Raw genomic sequence first — 17,834 nt, 5'->3', positions numbered from 1 at the left:
GATGCCCCTGCCCCTCGCCACCGGATCCGACACCCCCCGAGCCGCGGCGCCCGGTTGCGGTGCCCATCCGCTGGCAGACTGGCAGCGTCTCGGCCTCGAGGCCAGCCTGGCCGAGGTCTTGCCGGAGCTGATTCAGCTGCGCCGCCACATCCACCGCCATCCCGAGCTCAGCGGCCATGAGCAGCAGACCGCTGCCCTGGTGGCCGGCGAGCTGCGTCGCTGGGGCTGGCGGGTACGTGAGGGGGTGGGCCGCACCGGCGTGCTGGCCGAACTGGGGCCTGAGGGGCCGGACGTGCCCCTGGTGGCCCTGCGGGTCGACATGGATGCCCTGCCGGTGGAGGAGCGCACCGGCCTCGACTACGCCTCCACCCGCCAGGGGCTGATGCATGCCTGCGGCCACGATCTGCACACCGCCGTGGGACTGGGGGTGGCGCACGTGCTGGCTCCCCTTGCCGGGCTGCTGACGGCGCGGGTGCGGCTGCTGTTCCAGCCCGCCGAAGAGACGGCCCAGGGTGCAGCCTGGATGCGGGCCGATGGCGCCATGGAGGGGGTACAGGCCCTGTTCGGTGTGCACGTGTTCCCCAGCCTGGCGGTGGGTTCGATCGGGGTGCGCTGCGGCAGCCTCACCGCCGCAGCCGGCGAGCTGGAGGTGGAGGTGCTCGGCGAAGGAGGTCATGGCGCCCGCCCGCACCAGTCCACCGATGCCATCTGGATCGCGGCGCGGGTGGTGAGTGGTCTGCAGGAGGCGATCAGCCGGCGGCTCGATGCACTCCATCCCGTGGTGGTGAGCTTCGGCCGGATCGAGGGGGGCAAGGCCTTCAACGTGATCGCCGATCACGTGCGTCTGCTCGGCACCGTGCGCTGCCTGGATCTGGAGCTCCATTCCCAGCTGCCTGGCTGGATCGAGGACACGGTCCAGGCCCTCTGCCGGGGCCATGGCGGCGAAGCCCGGGTGCGCTACCGCTGCATCTCACCGCCGGTGCACAACGATCCGGAACTCACCGAGCTGGTGGCGGAGGCCGCCACCGAACTGCTGGGACGCGATCAGGTGCGCTGGCTGGAGCAGCCCTCGCTGGGGGCGGAGGATTTTGCCGAGCTGCAGCAGGGCACCCGCGGCACCATGTTCCGCCTCGGGGTGGCCGGTGCCACGGGTTGCACGCCCCTGCACAGCAACACCTTCGCGCCGGATGAAGCAGCCCTGGCGGTCGGGGTGAAGGTGCTCACCCTCAGCCTGCTGCGCTGGATGGAGCGCCAGGCCAGTGCCGGCCCGTTGGCATGACGCTTCCTCCCGCCGGCTCGCCGGCTCGAACAGTCCGCCCGTTGCTGGCGCTGTCGTCGCTTCTGCTGATCCTGCTGGCCCTGGTGGCGCTGCTGCTGCGCCAGGGGGCAGACCGGATGCAGGCGATTCCGGCCCTGTTGATCGGGGTGGGGCTGCAGGCCTCCAGCCTGGTGGGCCGCCGCCGACGTCGCGCCCAGCTCCTGGGTGACCTAAGACAGGACAATGGCTGAGTCGATCGATCTTGATGCCCTGCGCCAGGCAATCGCCTCCGGCGATCCCAGCCGGGCCATGCCCGCACTGGCGGGACTGAGGCAGGTGCCGGCGGAGCAGGCCATTCCCCTGCTGCTGCTGGGTCTGGAACAGACCACCTTCATGATCCGCTCGCTCAGTTGCGCCGGCCTGGGGGTCAAACGCAGCGATGCCGCCCGCCAGGCCCTGGTGCAGGCCCTTCAGCACGATGAGGACGCCAACGTGCGCGCCGAAGCCGCCAATTCCCTGGTGAGCTATGGCCATGTTGAGGCCTGGCCTCTTGTGCGCCAGGCTTTTGTGGTGGATCACCAGTGGCTGGTGCGCTGCAGCATCCTCTCGGCCCTGGCCGAACATCCGGAGATGCCGGATGCCTGGCTGCTCGATCTTGCCCAGCTGGCGATCGCCGATGGCGACGGCACCGTGCGGGTGGGGGGTGCCGAGATCCTCGGACGGCTGGTACAGAAGCCGGGTCTGCCATCGTCCCTGGCACCGGCCTCCGCAGCGGCACCGTCCAGCGACGTGGCCCGTCGTCTGCTGGTGGAACTGCAGCAGGACCCCGACCATCGCGTCGTCGCGGCGGCTCTCAACGGTCTGCAGGGCAGCTGATCAGCCTCCTCTTCGTTTCAGCCTTGCTAGGTTTCCAAAGTCACTAGGGGTGCCCGGCAAACGCCTTCCCGGCTGTCTGCCCAGGGCTGAGATCACACCCTCCGAACCTGATCCGGGTCATGCCGGCGCAGGAAAGTGAGAACGAACTCCAGCTGCGCCCCAATCCGTCCGTGTCCGTTGTTCTGCATCGGTCCGCTGGGATGTTGTCCACCTTTGCCCGCCCCCTCATGCGCAGCGCCTGGATTGAGAAGCGTCGTGGTCACGCCAATGTGAGCCAGATGCACTACGCCCGTCAGGGTGTGGTTACCGAGGAAATGGCCTTTGTGGCCCAGCGGGAAAACCTGCCCGAATCACTGGTGATGGAGGAGGTGGCGCGGGGTCGCATGATCATCCCCGCCAACATCAACCACGAGAATCTGGAGCCGATGGCGATCGGCATCGCCAGCAAGTGCAAGGTGAACGCCAACATCGGTGCTTCCCCCAATGCCAGTGATGTGAGCGAAGAGCTGAAGAAGCTCGAGCTGGCGGTGAAGTATGGCGCCGATACCGTGATGGATCTCTCCACCGGTGGCGTCAACCTGGATGAGGTGCGCACGGCGATCATCCAGGCGTCGCCGGTGCCGATCGGCACGGTGCCCGTCTATCAGGCTCTCGAGAGTGTGCACGGCTCGATCGAGAAACTCTCGGAAGATGATTTCCTCCACATCATTGAAAAGCACTGCCAGCAGGGGGTTGACTATCAGACCATCCACGCCGGTCTGCTGATTGAGCATCTGCCCAAGGTGAAGGGACGCCTCACCGGCATCGTGAGCCGCGGCGGTGGCATCTTGGCCCAGTGGATGCTTTACCACCACAAGCAGAATCCGCTGTTCACCCGCTTCGACGACATCTGCGAGATCTTCAAACGCTACGACTGCAGCTTCTCGCTCGGTGATTCCCTGCGGCCCGGCTGCCTGCACGATGCCTCCGATGAGGCCCAGCTGGCCGAACTCAAGACCCTCGGAGAACTCACCCGCCGCGCCTGGGCCCACGACATCCAGGTGATGGTGGAGGGTCCGGGTCATGTGCCCATGGACCAGATCGAGTTCAACGTCCGCAAGCAGATGGAGGACTGTTCCGAGGCACCCTTTTACGTGCTCGGTCCCTTGGTGACCGATATCGCCCCTGGTTACGACCACATCACCAGCGCCATCGGCGCGGCCATGGCCGGCTGGTATGGCACGGCCATGCTCTGCTACGTGACGCCCAAGGAGCACCTGGGTCTGCCCAACCCGGAAGACGTGCGCAATGGCCTGATCGCCTACAAGATCGCCGCCCACGCCGCCGATATCGCCCGCCATCGCCCCGGTGCCCGCGACCGCGACGACGAACTCAGCCGGGCCCGCTACGCCTTCGACTGGAACAGGCAGTTCGATCTTTCGCTGGATCCGGAACGGGCCCGCGAGTACCACGACGAAACCCTGCCGGCCGATATCTACAAGCAGGCCGAGTTCTGCTCGATGTGTGGACCCAAGCATTGCCCGATGCAGACCAAGATCACCGATGCGGATCTTGAGGGTCTGGCTGAGGTGCTGGCTGAACAACAGTCTGAGCAGCAGAATCAGGCCGGGATCACCGTTTCGGTCTGAGTCGCTCTTCAACCGGCTGGCTGGTTCGCTCGCGTGGGGCTGCCTGCTTGGCTGTGTGACGCCTGCATCGATCACCGTCCAAGGACGCAGGCCGCGCTCGCGGCTGCAGGCACCGAGCCTGGTGTCGCTGAGGTCTTTCTCCAGTTGCACAGGCTCGTCGCGGGCGCGAGCCCGTGCCGAGAGACTGGTCAGCCTGGCAGAAAGCAGGAGCATATGTACGCCATTGTTTTTCTGTCCAAGACCAGAACACATTATCGACGATTGTCAATCTCCAACCCTCCAATACATGCGCTAATCCCCTATCGATGACAACCAGCCATGGAACACGTCGTCTACCAAAGTGACAAGTGAATCAGTCTGCCTCGCAGCATCCAGTGCAGCTTCCACGCGTGAGTCTCTGCACGGTCACGCATGGTCCTGCCGGACTGCTGCCGCTCTTGCAGCAGCAGATCTTGACACAGACCTATCCTCGCGAACTGCTGGAATGGGTGATCGTAGACAACAGCAACGACAGCACACAAGCTTTTCAGCCGGATCCCCACCAGGGTCTCACGATTCGCTATGAGCGCCTGAAGCAGAGGCTGCCGTTGGACCAGGTGCGCAATCTCAGCCATGGATTCTGCAGCGGCGAGATCATCGTGGTGATGAACGATACTGATTATTACCCGACCGGCCGGGTGGCCCATGCGGTGCAACGGCTCAGCGGAGGCGATGGCTTGATGGCGGGCTGCAATCAGCTGCCAGTGCTGTTCCTGCCGGAGCGAGAGCTGTGGCTGGCTGGCCCGTTTGGCAGCAACCAGGCTACGGCGGCCACCTGGGCCTTCAAGCGGGAACTATTGCTGCAAACGCGCTGCTCCGACAGTGTCACCTCCGGCGAGGAAAAAAGTTTCCTGAAGGACTTCACGCTACCACTGGTCCTGCTAGATCCAGATCACACGATTCTTTGCATCTCTCACAATAATCATCGACCTGATTTTCGAACGCTCAAAGCCGCTGGCGATACCGATCAGCTCCGACCCGTTGGCGCTGCACTGCAAGCCAATGTGATAAGACACCTGAGATCTATATTATCGCGCTACGAGCAAGCCATTGCCGGTGCCAATCGGGCTGACGGCGAAAGAAATACTCCCAAAGGCAAGCCTGTCTCTCCATGGCAAAGGCTAGGATTACAGCATGCTTGGTGCATTTCGATTGAAGGAAATTCTCAGCGCCAAGAGATCATCAATGCAAGACTTGCGCAGGCGGGGCTTGACTGCTTTTTCTTCAAAGCAATCACGCCTGAGACACTGCCACAAGTTAGCACTGACATGCCTGTATATAATCGCCCAGCTCAACTCGCGTGTCTGTCCAGTCATTTGATGCTGTTTAAACTTCTTGCCAACGAAAGCGGTCCAAACAACCAAGTCTTTCTTGTGCTTGAAGATGACGCCATTCTTCGTGATGACTTCAATTCGGCTGCTTTCCTCAAGCAACTTCCCGCGGACTGGGAGATCATTCAGCTTGGAACAAATAACCCAAGCTTCCTAACACGCCTGCTTGAGCTGGCTGACCATGACATCCCTTTCATCCGTTGGGAGCACGAATTCTGGGGGACCTATGGCTATCTAATCAAGAAGAAGATTGCTCGACGATTGGCCAATCGCTTTCTGCGCGACTCTACTTGTCTTGATCTAAAGAAGTTGTATCGGCCAACTCGGTGCGTTGCCGACTTTTTAATTTACGAAGAGGCGATAACTTACACGGCCTGTGATCCGGTCGTAAGCTTCGACTGCAAATTTTCCAGCACTGTCAATGATAGTGATGTCGTGGCCTCCGCAACGGCGAAAGCACACAAGATGACCTCTCAACGTTGGAGCAGTCACTGAGGACACTCTTCTATTCACGGCCAATAGCAATACGATGTGGCCATATGCTCTCTGTGGTGACAGCAGAAGATCATCAACCGACTGGCATGGCAGCATATTGCACATAGCTAGTTTCGCAGCAGTTTCCATAGTGCTTGCGTAGCTGCCTATCGGCACAGCAGATTCAAGTCATTGGATTTCAGCCAATCACACTGATGCCAATCTCAAGATAGAATCCCGACAAATCAAGCTGGCCCATGTCGAAAAGTGTTCACCTATTTCTTGACGAAAGATCATCCGGCAATGTGCTGAGAAGAGATCTCACAATCGAGTGCTTCGATAACAACAGATCCATCTCAAGGGATTCCATCTACTACGAATTCTTCGGCCATTCTAAGTCGACTGCAAATTTAGACTTTGCAATAGTGGCCATTCTTTTTGCATCCATGAAGACCGGCAGAGACATTTATGTTCATGGAAGCGCAAGCCAATCCCTGATGCGTAATCTCGAAGAGTTTCAACATGTTTTTTGCTCATGGTTTCCCAATTTATATCAATGCGTGGATATCAATGCAGACCACATTGAAAAGAAAGTAGTGGTTGACACTGGCCAGTCAGCAGTTCTTCTCTTCTCAGGAGGGGTGGATAGCTGTTTCAGCCTCTTCAAGCACGTTAATCGATCCCCTGGAAAATATCACGTAAACATTGATGCTGCCGTTCTCGTGCATGGATTTGACATTCGTCTTGAGGCTCAGGCAGCTTTTGACCAAGCCGCCAAAAGTTGCCGCAAGATTCTTGCGGCAACAAATATTCCTCTCGTCTGCGTCAAGACCAACGCAAGGCTGGCGCTGCCCGACTGGGAGCAGAACTTTGCAGCCGCTTTCGCTGGTGTATTACATCAATTCAATGGCAGTCATTCCATAGGCATACTCAGCAGTGCCGAGAGATACGACGCACTGACTCTGCCTTGGGGCTCTAATCCCATATCTGATCACATGCTTTCTAGTGATATCTTCTCCATCATGGCTGAAGGACATGCTTTTTCAAGAACCGAGAAAGTAATGCACATCTCAGAGACTTTGGAGTGTGTCAATAATCTGCGAGTCTGCTGGGAAGGGCCGCAGACAGGCGCGAACTGTTGCGTGTGCGAAAAGTGTATTCGGACCATCCTGAACTTTCGCGCAGCCGGCAAGCCACTGCCCTCGGCTTTTGAGAAGGATATTACAGGTGAGCAGATCATGAGGCTTGGAGATAAGCTGATGAACGTGGCAAAACTAAATGAACTAGTCAGTATTTACACTTTTGCAACGAAACATGAGATTGCAGGTACCTGGCTGGAGACACTGCAAAAAGTGATCAGCAAGCAGGTAGCGACAAGATCTCAGTCAAATCATTCATCCTTATGATGTCAGGAACGCCAAGACGAAACACAGGCTATCCAGAGCCAGATCGATCGTTTCCGAAGGGAGCTCCGCCTGAAGTGACCATCCCAGCATTACCGAAAATCCTGAAAGATCTCAACCTAGTCTAATATTCAAGCCGGGCCTATTTTTCAATGAGAATTCATACACGGCGCTAATCTTCTTGTAGCAGTTATCGTACAAATAAACCTCTTTGCCAAGCAGTGCTGCTGCGATGCCGACATGCAATCTATCCGTATGGATCACTGCAGCGGGCGCCAGCAGCGAGAGAAACCACGACACGCAATTAAATACCAAGGGAGCATCAAGATACGTCACTCCAAAGCCCCTGCTGGGGAATCCCCCCCTGCGTCAGGAAAGAAGTCCGCTCGGTCTGACCCATCCACTAGGGGGCCAAACCGAGGACCATGAAACCGATTTATGACCAGGCCGTGCGGGCTGAGATCCGCAATCGCATGAGCCCGCCCAACCGAGAGAGCGTGGCCGAGATCGCTCGCTCCACCGGCATCACTACCCAGACCCTCTACAACTGGCGCAGTCAGTGGCAGAAAGAGGGCCAGCTGGTGCCGGCCACCAGCAAGCCGCCGGAGCAGTGGGGCGCATCCGACAAACTGGCCGCCGTGATCCAGGCCGCAGGCCTCAGCGGCCCCGATCTCGGCGCTTACTGCCGTGAGCGGGGCCTCTACCCCAAACAGCTTGCCCGCTGGCGCCAGGCCGCTGAGGATGCCAATGGCCCCAGCGCGCCGACCATGACCGACCACAGGGATCTACAGCGCAAAAACCAGGAGCAGGCACGCCAGATCCGGCGCCTTGAACGTGAGTTGCAGAAGAAGGAAAAAGCTCTTTCGGAGGCGGCAACATTGCTGATGCTGTCAAAAAAGCTCGATCAGCTTTGGCTGCAAGAAGAGGAGTCCTGATTCCGTCAGAGCAGAGAAATAAAGCCATGGACTTTCTCCATGAAGGCCTCAATGCAGGAGCTTCCATCAAGGCTGTTGCTGATCTGATCGGCATCTGTTCACGCACTCTGCGGCGCTGGGGGCTTGATATCAGCGGCCAGGGATTCAGTGTGGACCGCCGCAAGGGTGCCCCACGTGAAGTGGCTCACAGATTCACGGCAAAAGAGCGGCAGCGGGTGATTGACTCCGTCAATGATCCGCGCTTTGCCGATCTTGCGCCTGCTCAGATCGTGGCCATTCTTGCTGAGGAGAGAATGTATGTGGGTTCAGAGTCGACGATCTATCGCATCATGCGGCAGGAAGGCCTGCTGAATCATCGTGGCAGGGCCCGCTCTCCCCGCGAGCCAAGACCAGTCCCGGTGCTGGAGGCAACAGGAGTTTACCAAGTGCTGGCCTGGGATATCACCCTGTTGCCCGGCCATGTCAAGGGTCAATTCTACTACCTCTACATGGTGATGGATGTGTGGAGCCGCCGCATCCTTGGAGTGGAAGTGCATGAGCGCGAATGCAGCGTGCTCGCCAGCGCATTCTTTGATCGCGTCTGCCGCGATGAAGGAATCAACAAGGAGACTGCTGCGGTCCTGCACTCGGACAATGGCGCCCCCATGCGCTCATTCGCCTTGGCGGCCAAGATGGCGGAGCTGGGTGTTTCGCTCTCGTTCTCCAGGCCGCGCGTCAGCAACGACAACGCCTACGCTGAATCATGGTTCCGTACCATGAAGTACCACCAGAGTTATCCGCTACGGCGCTTCCGGGAACTGCTCTCGGTAAAAGCCTGGGTGGATGGCTTTGTCGAGTGGTACAACGCTGAGCACCGGCACAGCGGCATCAAGTACGTGACGCCCAATCAGCGGCACTACGGCCAGGCCGATGGGATCTGTGCCATCCGGCAGAAGACCTACGAAGAAGCTCGGCAGAAGAATCCGCAGCGCTGGAGTCGTCACATCCGTGACTGGAGCCAGCCACAGGTTGTGAGCATCAACCATCCCCGTCCGCAGCAACCTATCGCTACTTGACCCTCAACAATCCAGGCCCCCGTGGCTGTCCGATGGCGCCCCTCGGTGGGCGCCATCGGACACAGCCGCGAACAGGGGCCGGACGCCCCAACCCCGACCAAAGACAGCCATCGATGACAACGACACCCCGGCCACGGCGACCCTGAACCTCAACCCGCAGTACACTCAAGTTCGGTGCTCAGCTCAGCACCCCGAGCGGACAACTTCCCTGATAGGTCCCGTCCTGAGGTGGGTGCCTTTTATTGGACAGTTCCGGCCCCTGACATCGTTAACCCAGGACGGGTGGAACATGGTTCGGCCTCAGTGTAGACCGCGTGGGGAGTTTTGCCTCCAAGGGAACTGTGAGGTCTTACATGGCAATACCGCCACAGGAAGCGGGCCAGGCTGATTTCAGCGTCCCAGCCATCGCTGTATGCCCGTAGGTAGACCTCCTCGTACTTGACAGTCCTCCACAGCCGTTCAACAAGGATGTTGTCGTAGCACCGCTTTCTGCCGGACCAGCTGATCTGGATCCGCTCCCCTTTGAGTCTGGCCACAAAGTCAGCGGACGTGAACTGACAGCCTTGATCGGAGTGGAAGATCTCTGGCCTACGGCCGCCTCCCAAGGCCATCTCCAGGGCCTCCAGACAGAACTTCGTGTCAAGGCTGTTGGAGAGCCTCCAGCTGAGCACATGCCTGGAATGGAGATCCATGATCGCCACCAGATAGAGGAACCCTTTCTGCAGAGGGATGTAGGTGATGTCGGTCGCCCAGACCTGATCCACCGACGTGACCTGCGTGAGGTCCACCAGGCAGGGGAACCGCACGGACGGATCACCTGGAACCGTCGTCCGGGGCTTCTGGTAGATCGCCCGTAATCCCATGCGCCGCATGAGGTTTCGCACTCGATCTCGGCTGATCGGGATACCATCTTGGGCCAGATAGTCCACCATCCGGCGGCTGCCGCTGCAGGGATCCTCCAGGTAGGGACTCCTGAAAAAGATTCTCGGCCCATCGGCGCCGGATTCGTCCGTTTGCTTCGCGTTAATCAGGCTGGCAAGCGCGGTGACATCAAGTCAGCCAGATCTCAAAAGCATGGCTTGCAGATGCCCTCAGGCGCTCTGATCGCTGACCAGGCCATAAAAAAGCTGTAGATCCACCCAAAAAGAAGGACAAAAAAGAGGCGCAGCAGCCTCAAGACCTTTTCCGCGCACATCACGACAAAGGCCATCGAGATGGAGGATTCGGCACCAGCTGGTAGACGAGCCATGATCAGATCCAGGGAATACTTGCGCTTTCCAGAGCCAAAGACGCCTTCCACTTCATTGCGTCGAGCTTGATCAGATCGGAGCTGGTGCTTGTGTGCAGTGGTGACATCAGGATCCTTGGGCGGGCGACCCAATCGCTTGCCGGAGAGGCGAATACCGTTCCTCGTGCAGAAATGCCTATTCTTGGCCGTGATATAAATCCGGTCGGCGCAGATTCGCTCTGGGTAAGATCCTGTATCCAGCTTGTATTTTTCCGCCTGAGCGATAAGGTCTTCTCCTTCGTTGTAGGGGTTCCAGCTTATGCGGTGCAAGAACGGAAAGCCGTTTTGAACCGAAACACTGATTTTGGCTCCAAACTCCACCGCAGCACGTGCTTTGCCTCGCACCATTGGGCGGATATGGGTCTGCACAAGATTCACCAGGCGGTCTGGAATGCTGTTGGTCTGAGAGGCGAGCAGAAGGCCCTGTTGCCGCTCCAACTCGCTGCAGGCCAACAACTTCTGCCACCAATGCCTCTTAAGCTCGGAAAGCCTTGCCCCGCAGCCGATCAGAGCATCAATGGCCTTGAGATTCTGCCGCACATAGCCAAGCTGATGTTTAATGGCAGCCTTCACTTTGCGGCGACGTGGTCGTTTTTGCTTCGCCACTCTCAGGAAATGAGCACGAGCAAGGCCACGGTCGTAGCGAGGTGAGGTGGTCTGGCTTTTCTGGACAGGCCCCATCGTTAACCTCTGAGGCGGGGTACCGCCCCTGAAAGGGGCTCCCACCGATGAGCAAGCGCCGCACCCACAGCCCCGAGTTCAAGGCCAGGGTCGCCATGGAGGCGATCAGTGGCCGCAAGACGATCCAGGAGATCGCCGCCGACCACGCCATCCACCCGATCCAGGTGAGCCAGTGGAAGCGGCAGCTCCTGGACGGTGCCAGCGAGCTCTTCACCCGAGGCAAGAAGACCAAGGACAAGGAGGAGGGGCAGGCCAAGGAGGCGGAGCTGTTCCAGCAGATCGGACGGCTGCAGATGGAGCTGGAGTGGCTCAAAAAAAAGTCTCAACTGCTCTGATGCCCGTGAACTGCGCAAGCTGGTCGATCACGACCACCCCGAGCTCAGCATCAGCAGGCAGTGTGCGCTGCTGGGGCTGCCTCGATCCACGCTGTACTACCGGCCGACACCGGTCCGTGTATCGACGCTGCGGATCATGGCCAGGATCGATGCTCTCTACCTGGAGGATCCCTGCAGCGGCAGCCGCCGGATGGTGGACTATCTGGCCCAAGATGGTATCCCGATCAGCCGAGATCGAGTGCGAAACCTCATGCGGCGCATGGGATTACGGGCGATCTACCAGAAGCCCCGGACGACGGTTCCAGGTGATCCGTCCGTGCGGTTCCCCTGCCTGGTGGACCTCACGCAGGTCACGTCGGTGGATCAGGTCTGGGCGACCGACATCACCTACATCCCTCTGCAGAAAGGGTTTCTCTATCTGGTGGCGATCATGGATCTCCATTCCAGGCATGTGCTCAGCTGGAGGCTCTCCAACAGCCTTGACACGAAGTTCTGTCTGGAGGCCCTGGAGATGGCCTTGGGAGGCGGCCGTAGGCCAGAGATCTTCCACTCCGATCAAGGCTGTCAGTTCACGTCCGCTGACTTTGTGGCCAGACTCAAAGGGGAGCGGATCCAGATCAGCTGGTCCGGCAGAAAGCGGTGCTACGACAACATCCTTGTTGAACGGCTGTGGAGGACTGTCAAGTACGAGGAGGTCTACCTACGGGCATACAGCGATGGCTGGGACGCTGAAATCAGCCTGGCCCGCTTCCTGTGGCGGTATTGCCATGTAAGACCTCACAGTTCCCTTGGAGGCAAAACTCCCCACGCGGTCTACACTGAGGCCGAACCATGTTCCACCCGTCCTGGGTTAACGATGTCAGGGGCCGGAACTGTCCAATAAAAGGCACCCACCTCAAGGTCGATGTCTCCTGAATCCCGATGACTGACTGCACAGATCATCAATGACTCGCTCGGTCGTTGTGCGAGCCTCGTTGAGGAGCTTGAGGTCTCTGGGATAGGTGATGTCGGCTGGAGTGCAACTGGCATCAATCGTGAGAGTGCCCCAATTCTTTCCTTCTGGCCAGTCAGCAGGCTTGATCAACGCATCAAGTTCTAGCTGAGCGCCTCCTCCACTGGAATCACGATCATCATGGTCGTCATCGTCTGCTGCCTGAGCAAGTGCTTCCAGAAGGATCTCTTTGCCGCGCTGCACCACCAGCTCGTTGATACGGCGCAGATCCTCGTCAGAAAAACGCTTGCGAAAGTGCACCATCATCGAGGCATCAAACGGTGCCTTAGCTGTGTAGCCCGCAAAGCCGAGAAAGAACTGAATATAGGCGTTCTCTCTGATCTGATGGACTGTCTCTTCGTCGGTAAGCCCTAACTTCTGTTTGATGTAGAGAGCACCAAAGGCCATTCTCACTGATTTGGCTGGAGCGCCAATTGTGGCGCTGAATTGAGGGGCATAGGTTTCTTCCAGCTCATCCCATGGGATCAGCCCCTCCAGTTGAACCCAGCGATTCTCGGGATCAAGTGTGCCGCCAAATGGCAGGTGGAACTCCTTGATTGAGATCTGACCGTTATTGTGCCTCCGGTACATATTGAGCGATCAGGAGTAAAGGCAATCACGGATTGCCTGATTCACGGCTACTTTAGCGGTTTCTCATGCTTGAGACCAGCTGCGGCGCAATGGATCTGGATTTTTCAGGAGACCCCAGGTAGAGAGCATCGATCCTGGCCATGATCCGCAGCGTCGATACACGGACCGGTGTCGGCCGGTAGTACAGCGTGGATCGAGGCAGCCCCAGCAGCGCACACTGCCTGCTGATGCTGAGCTCGGGGTGGTCGTGATCGACCAGCTTGCGCAGTTCACGGGCATCAGAGCAGTTGAGACTTTTTTTTGAGCCACTCCAGCTCCATCTGCAGCCGTCCGATCTGCTGGAACAGCTCCGCCTCCTTGGCCTGCCCCTCCTCCTTGTCCTTGGTCTTCTTGCCTCGGGTGAAGAGCTCGCTGGCACCGTCCAGGAGCTGCCGCTTCCACTGGCTCACCTGGATCGGGTGGATGGCGTGGTCGGCGGCGATCTCCTGGATCGTCTTGCGGCCACTGATCGCCTCCATGGCGACCCTGGCCTTGAACTCGGGGCTGTGGGTGCGGCGCTTGCTCATCGGTGGGAGCCCCTTTCAGGGGCGGTACCCCGCCTCAGAGGTTAACGATGGGGCCTGTCCAGAAAAGCCAGACCACCTCATCCCTTAGGCCAAAGGTTTGATATGTCTATGCTATTTTTGCCTGCAAGCAAGGGATTGGCTACGAATTCGCAATCATTTCGCAGAATACAAAGTGACTGCCCTCTGCCTGCATTGCCATACAAGGCGTTAAAAGTTCTCGGCATTGCAAGACGAGGGTCTTCCATGTCCAAGGATAAACCAATATCATGGTCTATCTTGATCGTAAGATTCCGAGCATCTAGGCTCCGTAAATAGTGTTGAGTCGTGGCCTCTCTGGCAAATATCGTAAGATCCCCTTCATAGAGCTGAAGGACGCTGTCGACACCAAAGCAGCTATGAGGGAGCACACACAAACCCGCCTTTTGCCTTGACAAGCTTGCCAGCACCTTGGCGGCATCGGCATAGAAAGGAACGAGATTACCGCCGCCACTATAAATATAGTAATTACTCGGCTTATGCTGCATACCGCTCCTTGCAAGCGTGCATCGAATCCTGCGCTTCTCAAGTTGCTGTATTGTTGCGCATGCAATGACTGCGTCTCCAGAGTTTCCTGGATTCGGGAAGAAAATCAGGTCATACCCTTGGTCCTGTTTTGTCTTGATAAATTCAAAACAGTCTTCAATCTCTGATCTGTCTCTTGGCACCCCTTTGCTTTCATATAATTTACTCTTTGGCAGCTTACCACGATACCAGTCAATCCGAATACTCCTTGTCTGTGGGCTGTTGGCTTTCCGGCAAGCGCCGCTCCCAGCCTCTCAGATTCAGCTCAAGCCTTGACTACAGCTCCTGTGACGCAGGTGACCAGAATCATTACATAGAATTCGGGAAAATCTTGACGAGTCGAATCCGGCCTTTTCAGGGCCGCTTGATTGCCCCGCGACCCCCAGTGTCAGCAAAGAAGTCCGCTCGGTTTGACCCGTCCACCTGGGGGCCCAACCGACGACTATGCAACCGCCCTATGACGCCGCTCTGCGGGAAGCCGTCCGCCTGCGGATGAGCCCTCCGAACCTTGAGAGCGTGGCTGAGATCGCCCGCGACACCGGGATCACGGCGCAGACCATCTACAACTGGCGGAGCCAGTGGCAGAAGCAGGGCCAGCTGGTGCCTGCCACGAACCGGCCGCCGGAGCAGTGGAGCGCTGCCGACAAGCTGGCAGCCGTGATCCAGGCCGCAGGACTGAACGGAAGCGAGCTCGGGTCGTTCTGCAGGGAGCGGGGGCTGTACCCCAAGCAGGTTGCCCGTTGGCGCCAGGCCGCCGAGGATGCCAATGGCCCCAGCGCGCCGAGCATGGCTGATCAGCGGGAACTGCAACGCAAGAATCAGGAACTGGTCCGGCGGAATCGCCAGCTGGAGCGTGAATTGCAGAAGAAAGAAAAAGCACTGACAGAAGCGGCGACGTTGTTGATGCTCTCAAAAAAGTTCAACCAGATCTTTCAACCGGACGAGGATCCTTGATTCCGTCTGGCGATCGCGGTGCGATCGTCGCGCTTCTACAGGAAGGCATCAGTCGTGGCCTTTCGGCCAAGGCCATTGCTGATCTTTTCGGCCTGGCGACACGCACGCTGAGGCGATGGGGCTTGATGATTCGGACCCAGGGATTCAGCTGCGATCAACGCAAGGGAGCGTCCAGGCATGTCATGCATCGTTTCAGCGAGGAGGAGCGCCAACAGGTGTTGTCCACTGTCAACGATCCACGCTTTGCCGATCTCACGCCTGGTCAGATCGTGGCGATCCTTGCCGAGGAGGGAGTCTACGTGGGATCGGAGTCAACGATTTACCGCATCATGCGCCAGGAAGGCCTGTTAAATCATCGCGGCAGGAGCCGCCCACCGCGGGAGCCAAGAGAGCCACCCGTGCTGGAGGCAACGGGCATCCATCAAGTGCTGGCCTGGGATATCACCCTGTTGCCGGGGCCTGTGAAGGGTCAATTCTACTACCTTTATATGGTGATGGATGTGTGGAGCCGGCGCATCCTTGGCGTTGAGGTGCACGATCGTGAATGCGGCGAACTGGCCAAGCACTTCTTTGATCGTGTCTGCCGTGATGAAGGGATCAGCTCGGGGTCGACCACGATCCTGCACGCCGATAACGGAGCACCCATGCGCTCCTACACCTTGGCCGCCAAGCTGGCCGAGCTCGGCATCTCCCTGTCATTCTCGCGGCCGCGGGTGAGCAATGACAACGCCTACGTTGAGTCATGGTTCCGAACCATGAAATATCACCAGAGCTATCCAGTGCGTCGTTTCCGGGATCTTCTCTCAGTGCGTGCCTGGGTCGATGGTTTTGTTGACTGGTACAACGCTGAGCATCGTCACAGCGGCATCAAGTATGTGACGCCCAATCAACGTCACTACGGAGAAGCTGACGCGATCTGCAGAGTCCGTCAGCAGACCTATGAGCAGGCGCGTGCGCAACATCCACGCCGCTGGGCCAGGCCACCTCGCGATTGGGCTCAGCCAACAGTCGTGCGGGTCAACCATCCCAGACCGCAGGACACTGTCGCTGCTTGAAGATCAGAAACCCAGGCCCCAGGGGGTTGTGGTTGGACCGCCCGCAAGAGGCGGGCCGGCCTCAGCCTCCGACCGGGGGCCGGCCGCTCAAGCCTGCGCTCCTGATCAACGCGCGATGACGATCAACATCCGATCTCGAAGCCCATGATCCTCCATCCGGAGTAGGCTTTCTGAGGTACTCAGATCAGTACCCTGAGCGGACATCTTTGCTGATAGGCGCCGCGACATGGCTCGATGACGACCTCGCTCCAAGGCGCGTCAACATCTCAGACCAGGGTGAATCTGGCGACCTGATTCGCAGCGGCACACCAGCAGACGCACCAGCACATGCAACTGAATCAGGCCGCCAGATTGCGGAAGCGGGTGAACTGCGGCTCGAACAGCAGCTTCACCGTTCCCACCGGCCCGTTGCGGTGCTTGGTCACAATCACTTCGGTGATGCCACGATCGGGCGTATCGGGGTTGTAGTACTCGTCGCGGTAGATCATCAGCACCAGGTCGGCGTCCTGCTCGATCGAGCCCGATTCCCGCAGGTCGCTGAGCATCGGCCGCTTGTTGGTGCGTGACTCCACCCCACGGCTGAGCTGGGAGAGGGCCACCACCGGCACGTTGAGCTCGCGGGCCATCTGCTTGAGGCCGCGGGTGATACGGGAGAGTTCCTGGACGCGGTTATCGGAACCCGATCCCTCCATCAGCTGGAGGTAGTCGATCACCACAAGACCCAGCTCCTTGCCGCTCTCGGCCATCAAACGGCGGCAGAGGGAACGCATCTCGAGCACGCCGGCATTGGGCTTGTCGTCGATGAAGATCGGCATCTGGCCCAGGGTGTTGATGCCCTGCCCCAAGAGCGGCCACTCCTCCTGCTGCAGGCGGCCGGTGCGCAGACGACCGCTCTCGATGCCCACCTCCATGGCCAGCAGCCGGTAGGTGAGCTGCTCCTTGCTCATCTCCAGCGAGAACACGCACACCGGCAAGTTGTGGAGCTGGGCCACGTTCTTGGCCAGATTCAGGGTGATGGCGGTCTTGCCCATGGCGGGGCGGCCGGCCACGATGATCAGGTCACTGCGCTGCAGCCCCTGGGTCATGGCGTCGAGGTCGTAGAAGTTGACCGGGATACCGGCCACGGCCGTGCCCAGGGAGCGGCTCTCGATCTCGTTGAAGGTGCTGGTGAGGATCTCGGCGGTGGGGGTGAGGCCGGCGCTGGGTTTCTGCTGGCTGATCGCGAAGATCTTCTGCTCAGCCTCATCGAGCACCTGCTCCATCGGCTTGCTCTGTTCGAAGCCGAGCCGGATCACCTCATTTCCCGACTTGATCAGCTGGCGGCGCAGGTACTTGTCCATCACCAGGCGTGCCACCTGGTCGATCGAGGCGGTGGAGAGGGTGCGCTCCACCAGCTCCACCAGCCGTCCGGTGCCGCCCACCTTCTCCAGGTGGCCTGTGTCCGCCAGCCAGGCCGCCATGGCGGTGAGGTCGGTGGGCTTGCCCTGGCTGTGCAGCATCAGGGCGGTGCGGTAGATCTCGCGATGGGCACCCAGGTAGAACGCCTCCGGCTGCACCACGTCGGCGATCCGGCCGATCGCATCGGGATCGAGCAAAATGCCGCCGAGAACGGCTTCCTCGGCCTCCAGGTTCTGGGGTGGCACCGAATCGGGCAGCGCCTCGAAGCTCGCCTCTGCGGCGGCCCGTGCTCGGCGGCGCGGGCCAGGATCGGCCGCATCGCTGGGAATCGGAGGCGCGCTCACCATCGGCGGCAATGGGAGGGTGTGACAGCAGCACCGTAGACGGCCCACACCACAACGCCGTCAAGGCCCGA

Annotated in this window: 18 protein-coding genes and 1 riboswitch; of the genes, 12 read left to right on the top strand and 6 right to left on the bottom strand. The window is 59.3% G+C overall.

The genetic code is table 11. The annotated features are described in order from the left end of the window. Window position 1: 1 nt before the first annotated feature. The 8 genes from H8F24_RS06205 (at window position 2) to H8F24_RS06175 (ending at window position 8,999) form a co-directional block, all read left to right on the top strand. Window positions 2-1,279: an amidohydrolase gene (locus tag H8F24_RS06205; protein ID WP_197171439.1), complete on the top strand. Its 1,278-nt coding sequence runs from the start codon at window positions 2-4 to the stop codon at window positions 1,277-1,279. Next, window positions 1,276-1,509, top strand: a complete 234-nt coding sequence (locus tag H8F24_RS06200; protein WP_197157640.1) for a DUF3188 domain-containing protein — start codon at window positions 1,276-1,278, stop codon at window positions 1,507-1,509. Before H8F24_RS06205 ends, H8F24_RS06200 begins: the two co-directional genes overlap by 4 nt. Then, complete coding sequence (locus H8F24_RS06195) at window positions 1,502-2,134, top strand: HEAT repeat domain-containing protein (protein ID WP_197157642.1); 633 nt, start codon at window positions 1,502-1,504, stop codon at window positions 2,132-2,134. The genes H8F24_RS06200 and H8F24_RS06195 overlap by 8 nt, the downstream gene beginning before the upstream one ends. A gap of 35 nt (window positions 2,135-2,169) precedes the next feature. Beyond that, a riboswitch (TPP riboswitch) is annotated at window positions 2,170-2,285 on the top strand. Between the two features lie 76 nt (window positions 2,286-2,361). Then, window positions 2,362-3,762: a phosphomethylpyrimidine synthase ThiC gene (gene thiC / locus H8F24_RS06190; RefSeq protein WP_197158963.1), complete on the top strand. Its 1,401-nt coding sequence runs from the start codon at window positions 2,362-2,364 to the stop codon at window positions 3,760-3,762. Between the two features lie 374 nt (window positions 3,763-4,136). Further along, window positions 4,137-5,627 carry a glycosyltransferase family 25 protein gene (locus H8F24_RS06185; RefSeq protein WP_197171437.1) on the top strand — a complete coding sequence of 497 codons (1,491 nt, stop codon included), beginning with the start codon at window positions 4,137-4,139 and terminating at the stop codon, window positions 5,625-5,627. Window positions 5,628-5,863: 236 nt separating this feature from the next. Beyond that, window positions 5,864-7,012, top strand: coding sequence for a hypothetical protein (locus H8F24_RS06180; RefSeq protein WP_197171436.1), 1,149 nt, complete (start codon window positions 5,864-5,866; stop codon window positions 7,010-7,012). Between the two features lie 422 nt (window positions 7,013-7,434). Then, the gene (locus tag H8F24_RS19275; protein ID WP_197170293.1) at window positions 7,435-7,944 is read left to right on the top strand and encodes a transposase; all 510 of its coding nucleotides are present in this window, start codon (window positions 7,435-7,437) and stop codon (window positions 7,942-7,944) included. Beyond that, window positions 7,920-8,999, top strand: coding sequence for an IS3 family transposase (locus H8F24_RS06175; RefSeq protein ID WP_231598145.1), 1,080 nt, complete (start codon window positions 7,920-7,922; stop codon window positions 8,997-8,999). The genes H8F24_RS19275 and H8F24_RS06175 overlap by 25 nt, the downstream gene beginning before the upstream one ends. Before the next feature lie 239 nt (window positions 9,000-9,238). Here the strand turns inward: H8F24_RS06175 and H8F24_RS06170 are convergent, their stop codons facing one another. Together H8F24_RS06170 and H8F24_RS06165 are read right to left on the bottom strand one after the other, a co-directional pair. After that, the gene (locus H8F24_RS06170) at window positions 9,239-9,931 is read right to left on the bottom strand and encodes an IS3 family transposase (RefSeq protein ID WP_231598144.1); all 693 of its coding nucleotides are present in this window, start codon (window positions 9,929-9,931) and stop codon (window positions 9,239-9,241) included. Between the two features lie 134 nt (window positions 9,932-10,065). Further along, complete coding sequence (locus H8F24_RS06165) at window positions 10,066-10,968, bottom strand: transposase (protein ID WP_197171435.1); 903 nt, start codon at window positions 10,966-10,968, stop codon at window positions 10,066-10,068. A 47-nt stretch (window positions 10,969-11,015) separates the two neighbouring features. Between H8F24_RS06165 and H8F24_RS19270 the strand changes: the two genes are divergently transcribed. Further along, window positions 11,016-11,303 carry a transposase gene (locus H8F24_RS19270; protein ID WP_231597691.1) on the top strand — a complete coding sequence of 96 codons (288 nt, stop codon included), beginning with the start codon at window positions 11,016-11,018 and terminating at the stop codon, window positions 11,301-11,303. A gap of 10 nt (window positions 11,304-11,313) precedes the next feature. Beyond that, window positions 11,314-12,186, top strand: a complete 873-nt coding sequence (locus H8F24_RS06160) for an IS3 family transposase (RefSeq protein WP_231598222.1) — start codon at window positions 11,314-11,316, stop codon at window positions 12,184-12,186. Between the two features lie 12 nt (window positions 12,187-12,198). Here H8F24_RS06160 and H8F24_RS06155 read toward each other — a convergent pair whose 3' ends face one another. From H8F24_RS06155 to H8F24_RS06145, 3 genes are all read right to left on the bottom strand, one after another. After that, window positions 12,199-12,885 (bottom strand): transposase, encoded by a 687-nt coding sequence (locus tag H8F24_RS06155; RefSeq protein WP_197171433.1) that lies wholly within the window; start codon window positions 12,883-12,885, stop codon window positions 12,199-12,201. A 278-nt stretch (window positions 12,886-13,163) separates the two neighbouring features. Then, window positions 13,164-13,451, bottom strand: a complete 288-nt coding sequence (locus tag H8F24_RS19265; protein WP_231597691.1) for a transposase — start codon at window positions 13,449-13,451, stop codon at window positions 13,164-13,166. 77 nt (window positions 13,452-13,528) lie between these two features. Beyond that, window positions 13,529-13,975 (bottom strand): hypothetical protein, encoded by a 447-nt coding sequence (locus tag H8F24_RS06145; protein ID WP_197171431.1) that lies wholly within the window; start codon window positions 13,973-13,975, stop codon window positions 13,529-13,531. 481 nt (window positions 13,976-14,456) lie between these two features. Here H8F24_RS06145 and H8F24_RS19260 point away from each other — a divergent pair, with 481 nt between their 5' ends. Next, window positions 14,457-14,966: a transposase gene (locus H8F24_RS19260; RefSeq protein WP_197157219.1), complete on the top strand. Its 510-nt coding sequence runs from the start codon at window positions 14,457-14,459 to the stop codon at window positions 14,964-14,966. Next, a complete protein-coding gene (locus H8F24_RS06140) occupies window positions 14,963-16,021 on the top strand; it encodes an IS3 family transposase (RefSeq protein ID WP_231597781.1) in 1,059 nt (352 codons plus the stop codon). The genes H8F24_RS19260 and H8F24_RS06140 overlap by 4 nt, the downstream gene beginning before the upstream one ends. 338 nt (window positions 16,022-16,359) lie before the next feature. On the opposite strand, the gene dnaB is transcribed toward H8F24_RS06140, so the two are convergent. Then, window positions 16,360-17,766, bottom strand: coding sequence for a replicative DNA helicase (gene dnaB, locus H8F24_RS06135; RefSeq protein WP_197157650.1), 1,407 nt, complete (start codon window positions 17,764-17,766; stop codon window positions 16,360-16,362). Between the last annotated feature and the right edge of the window lie 68 nt (window positions 17,767-17,834).

This window comes from Synechococcus sp. CBW1002 (genome assembly GCF_015840915.1).
In the GTDB taxonomy this organism is placed as follows: domain Bacteria; phylum Cyanobacteriota; class Cyanobacteriia; order PCC-6307; family Cyanobiaceae; genus CBW1002.
This window is presented reverse-complemented; position numbering and strand designations above follow the sequence as displayed.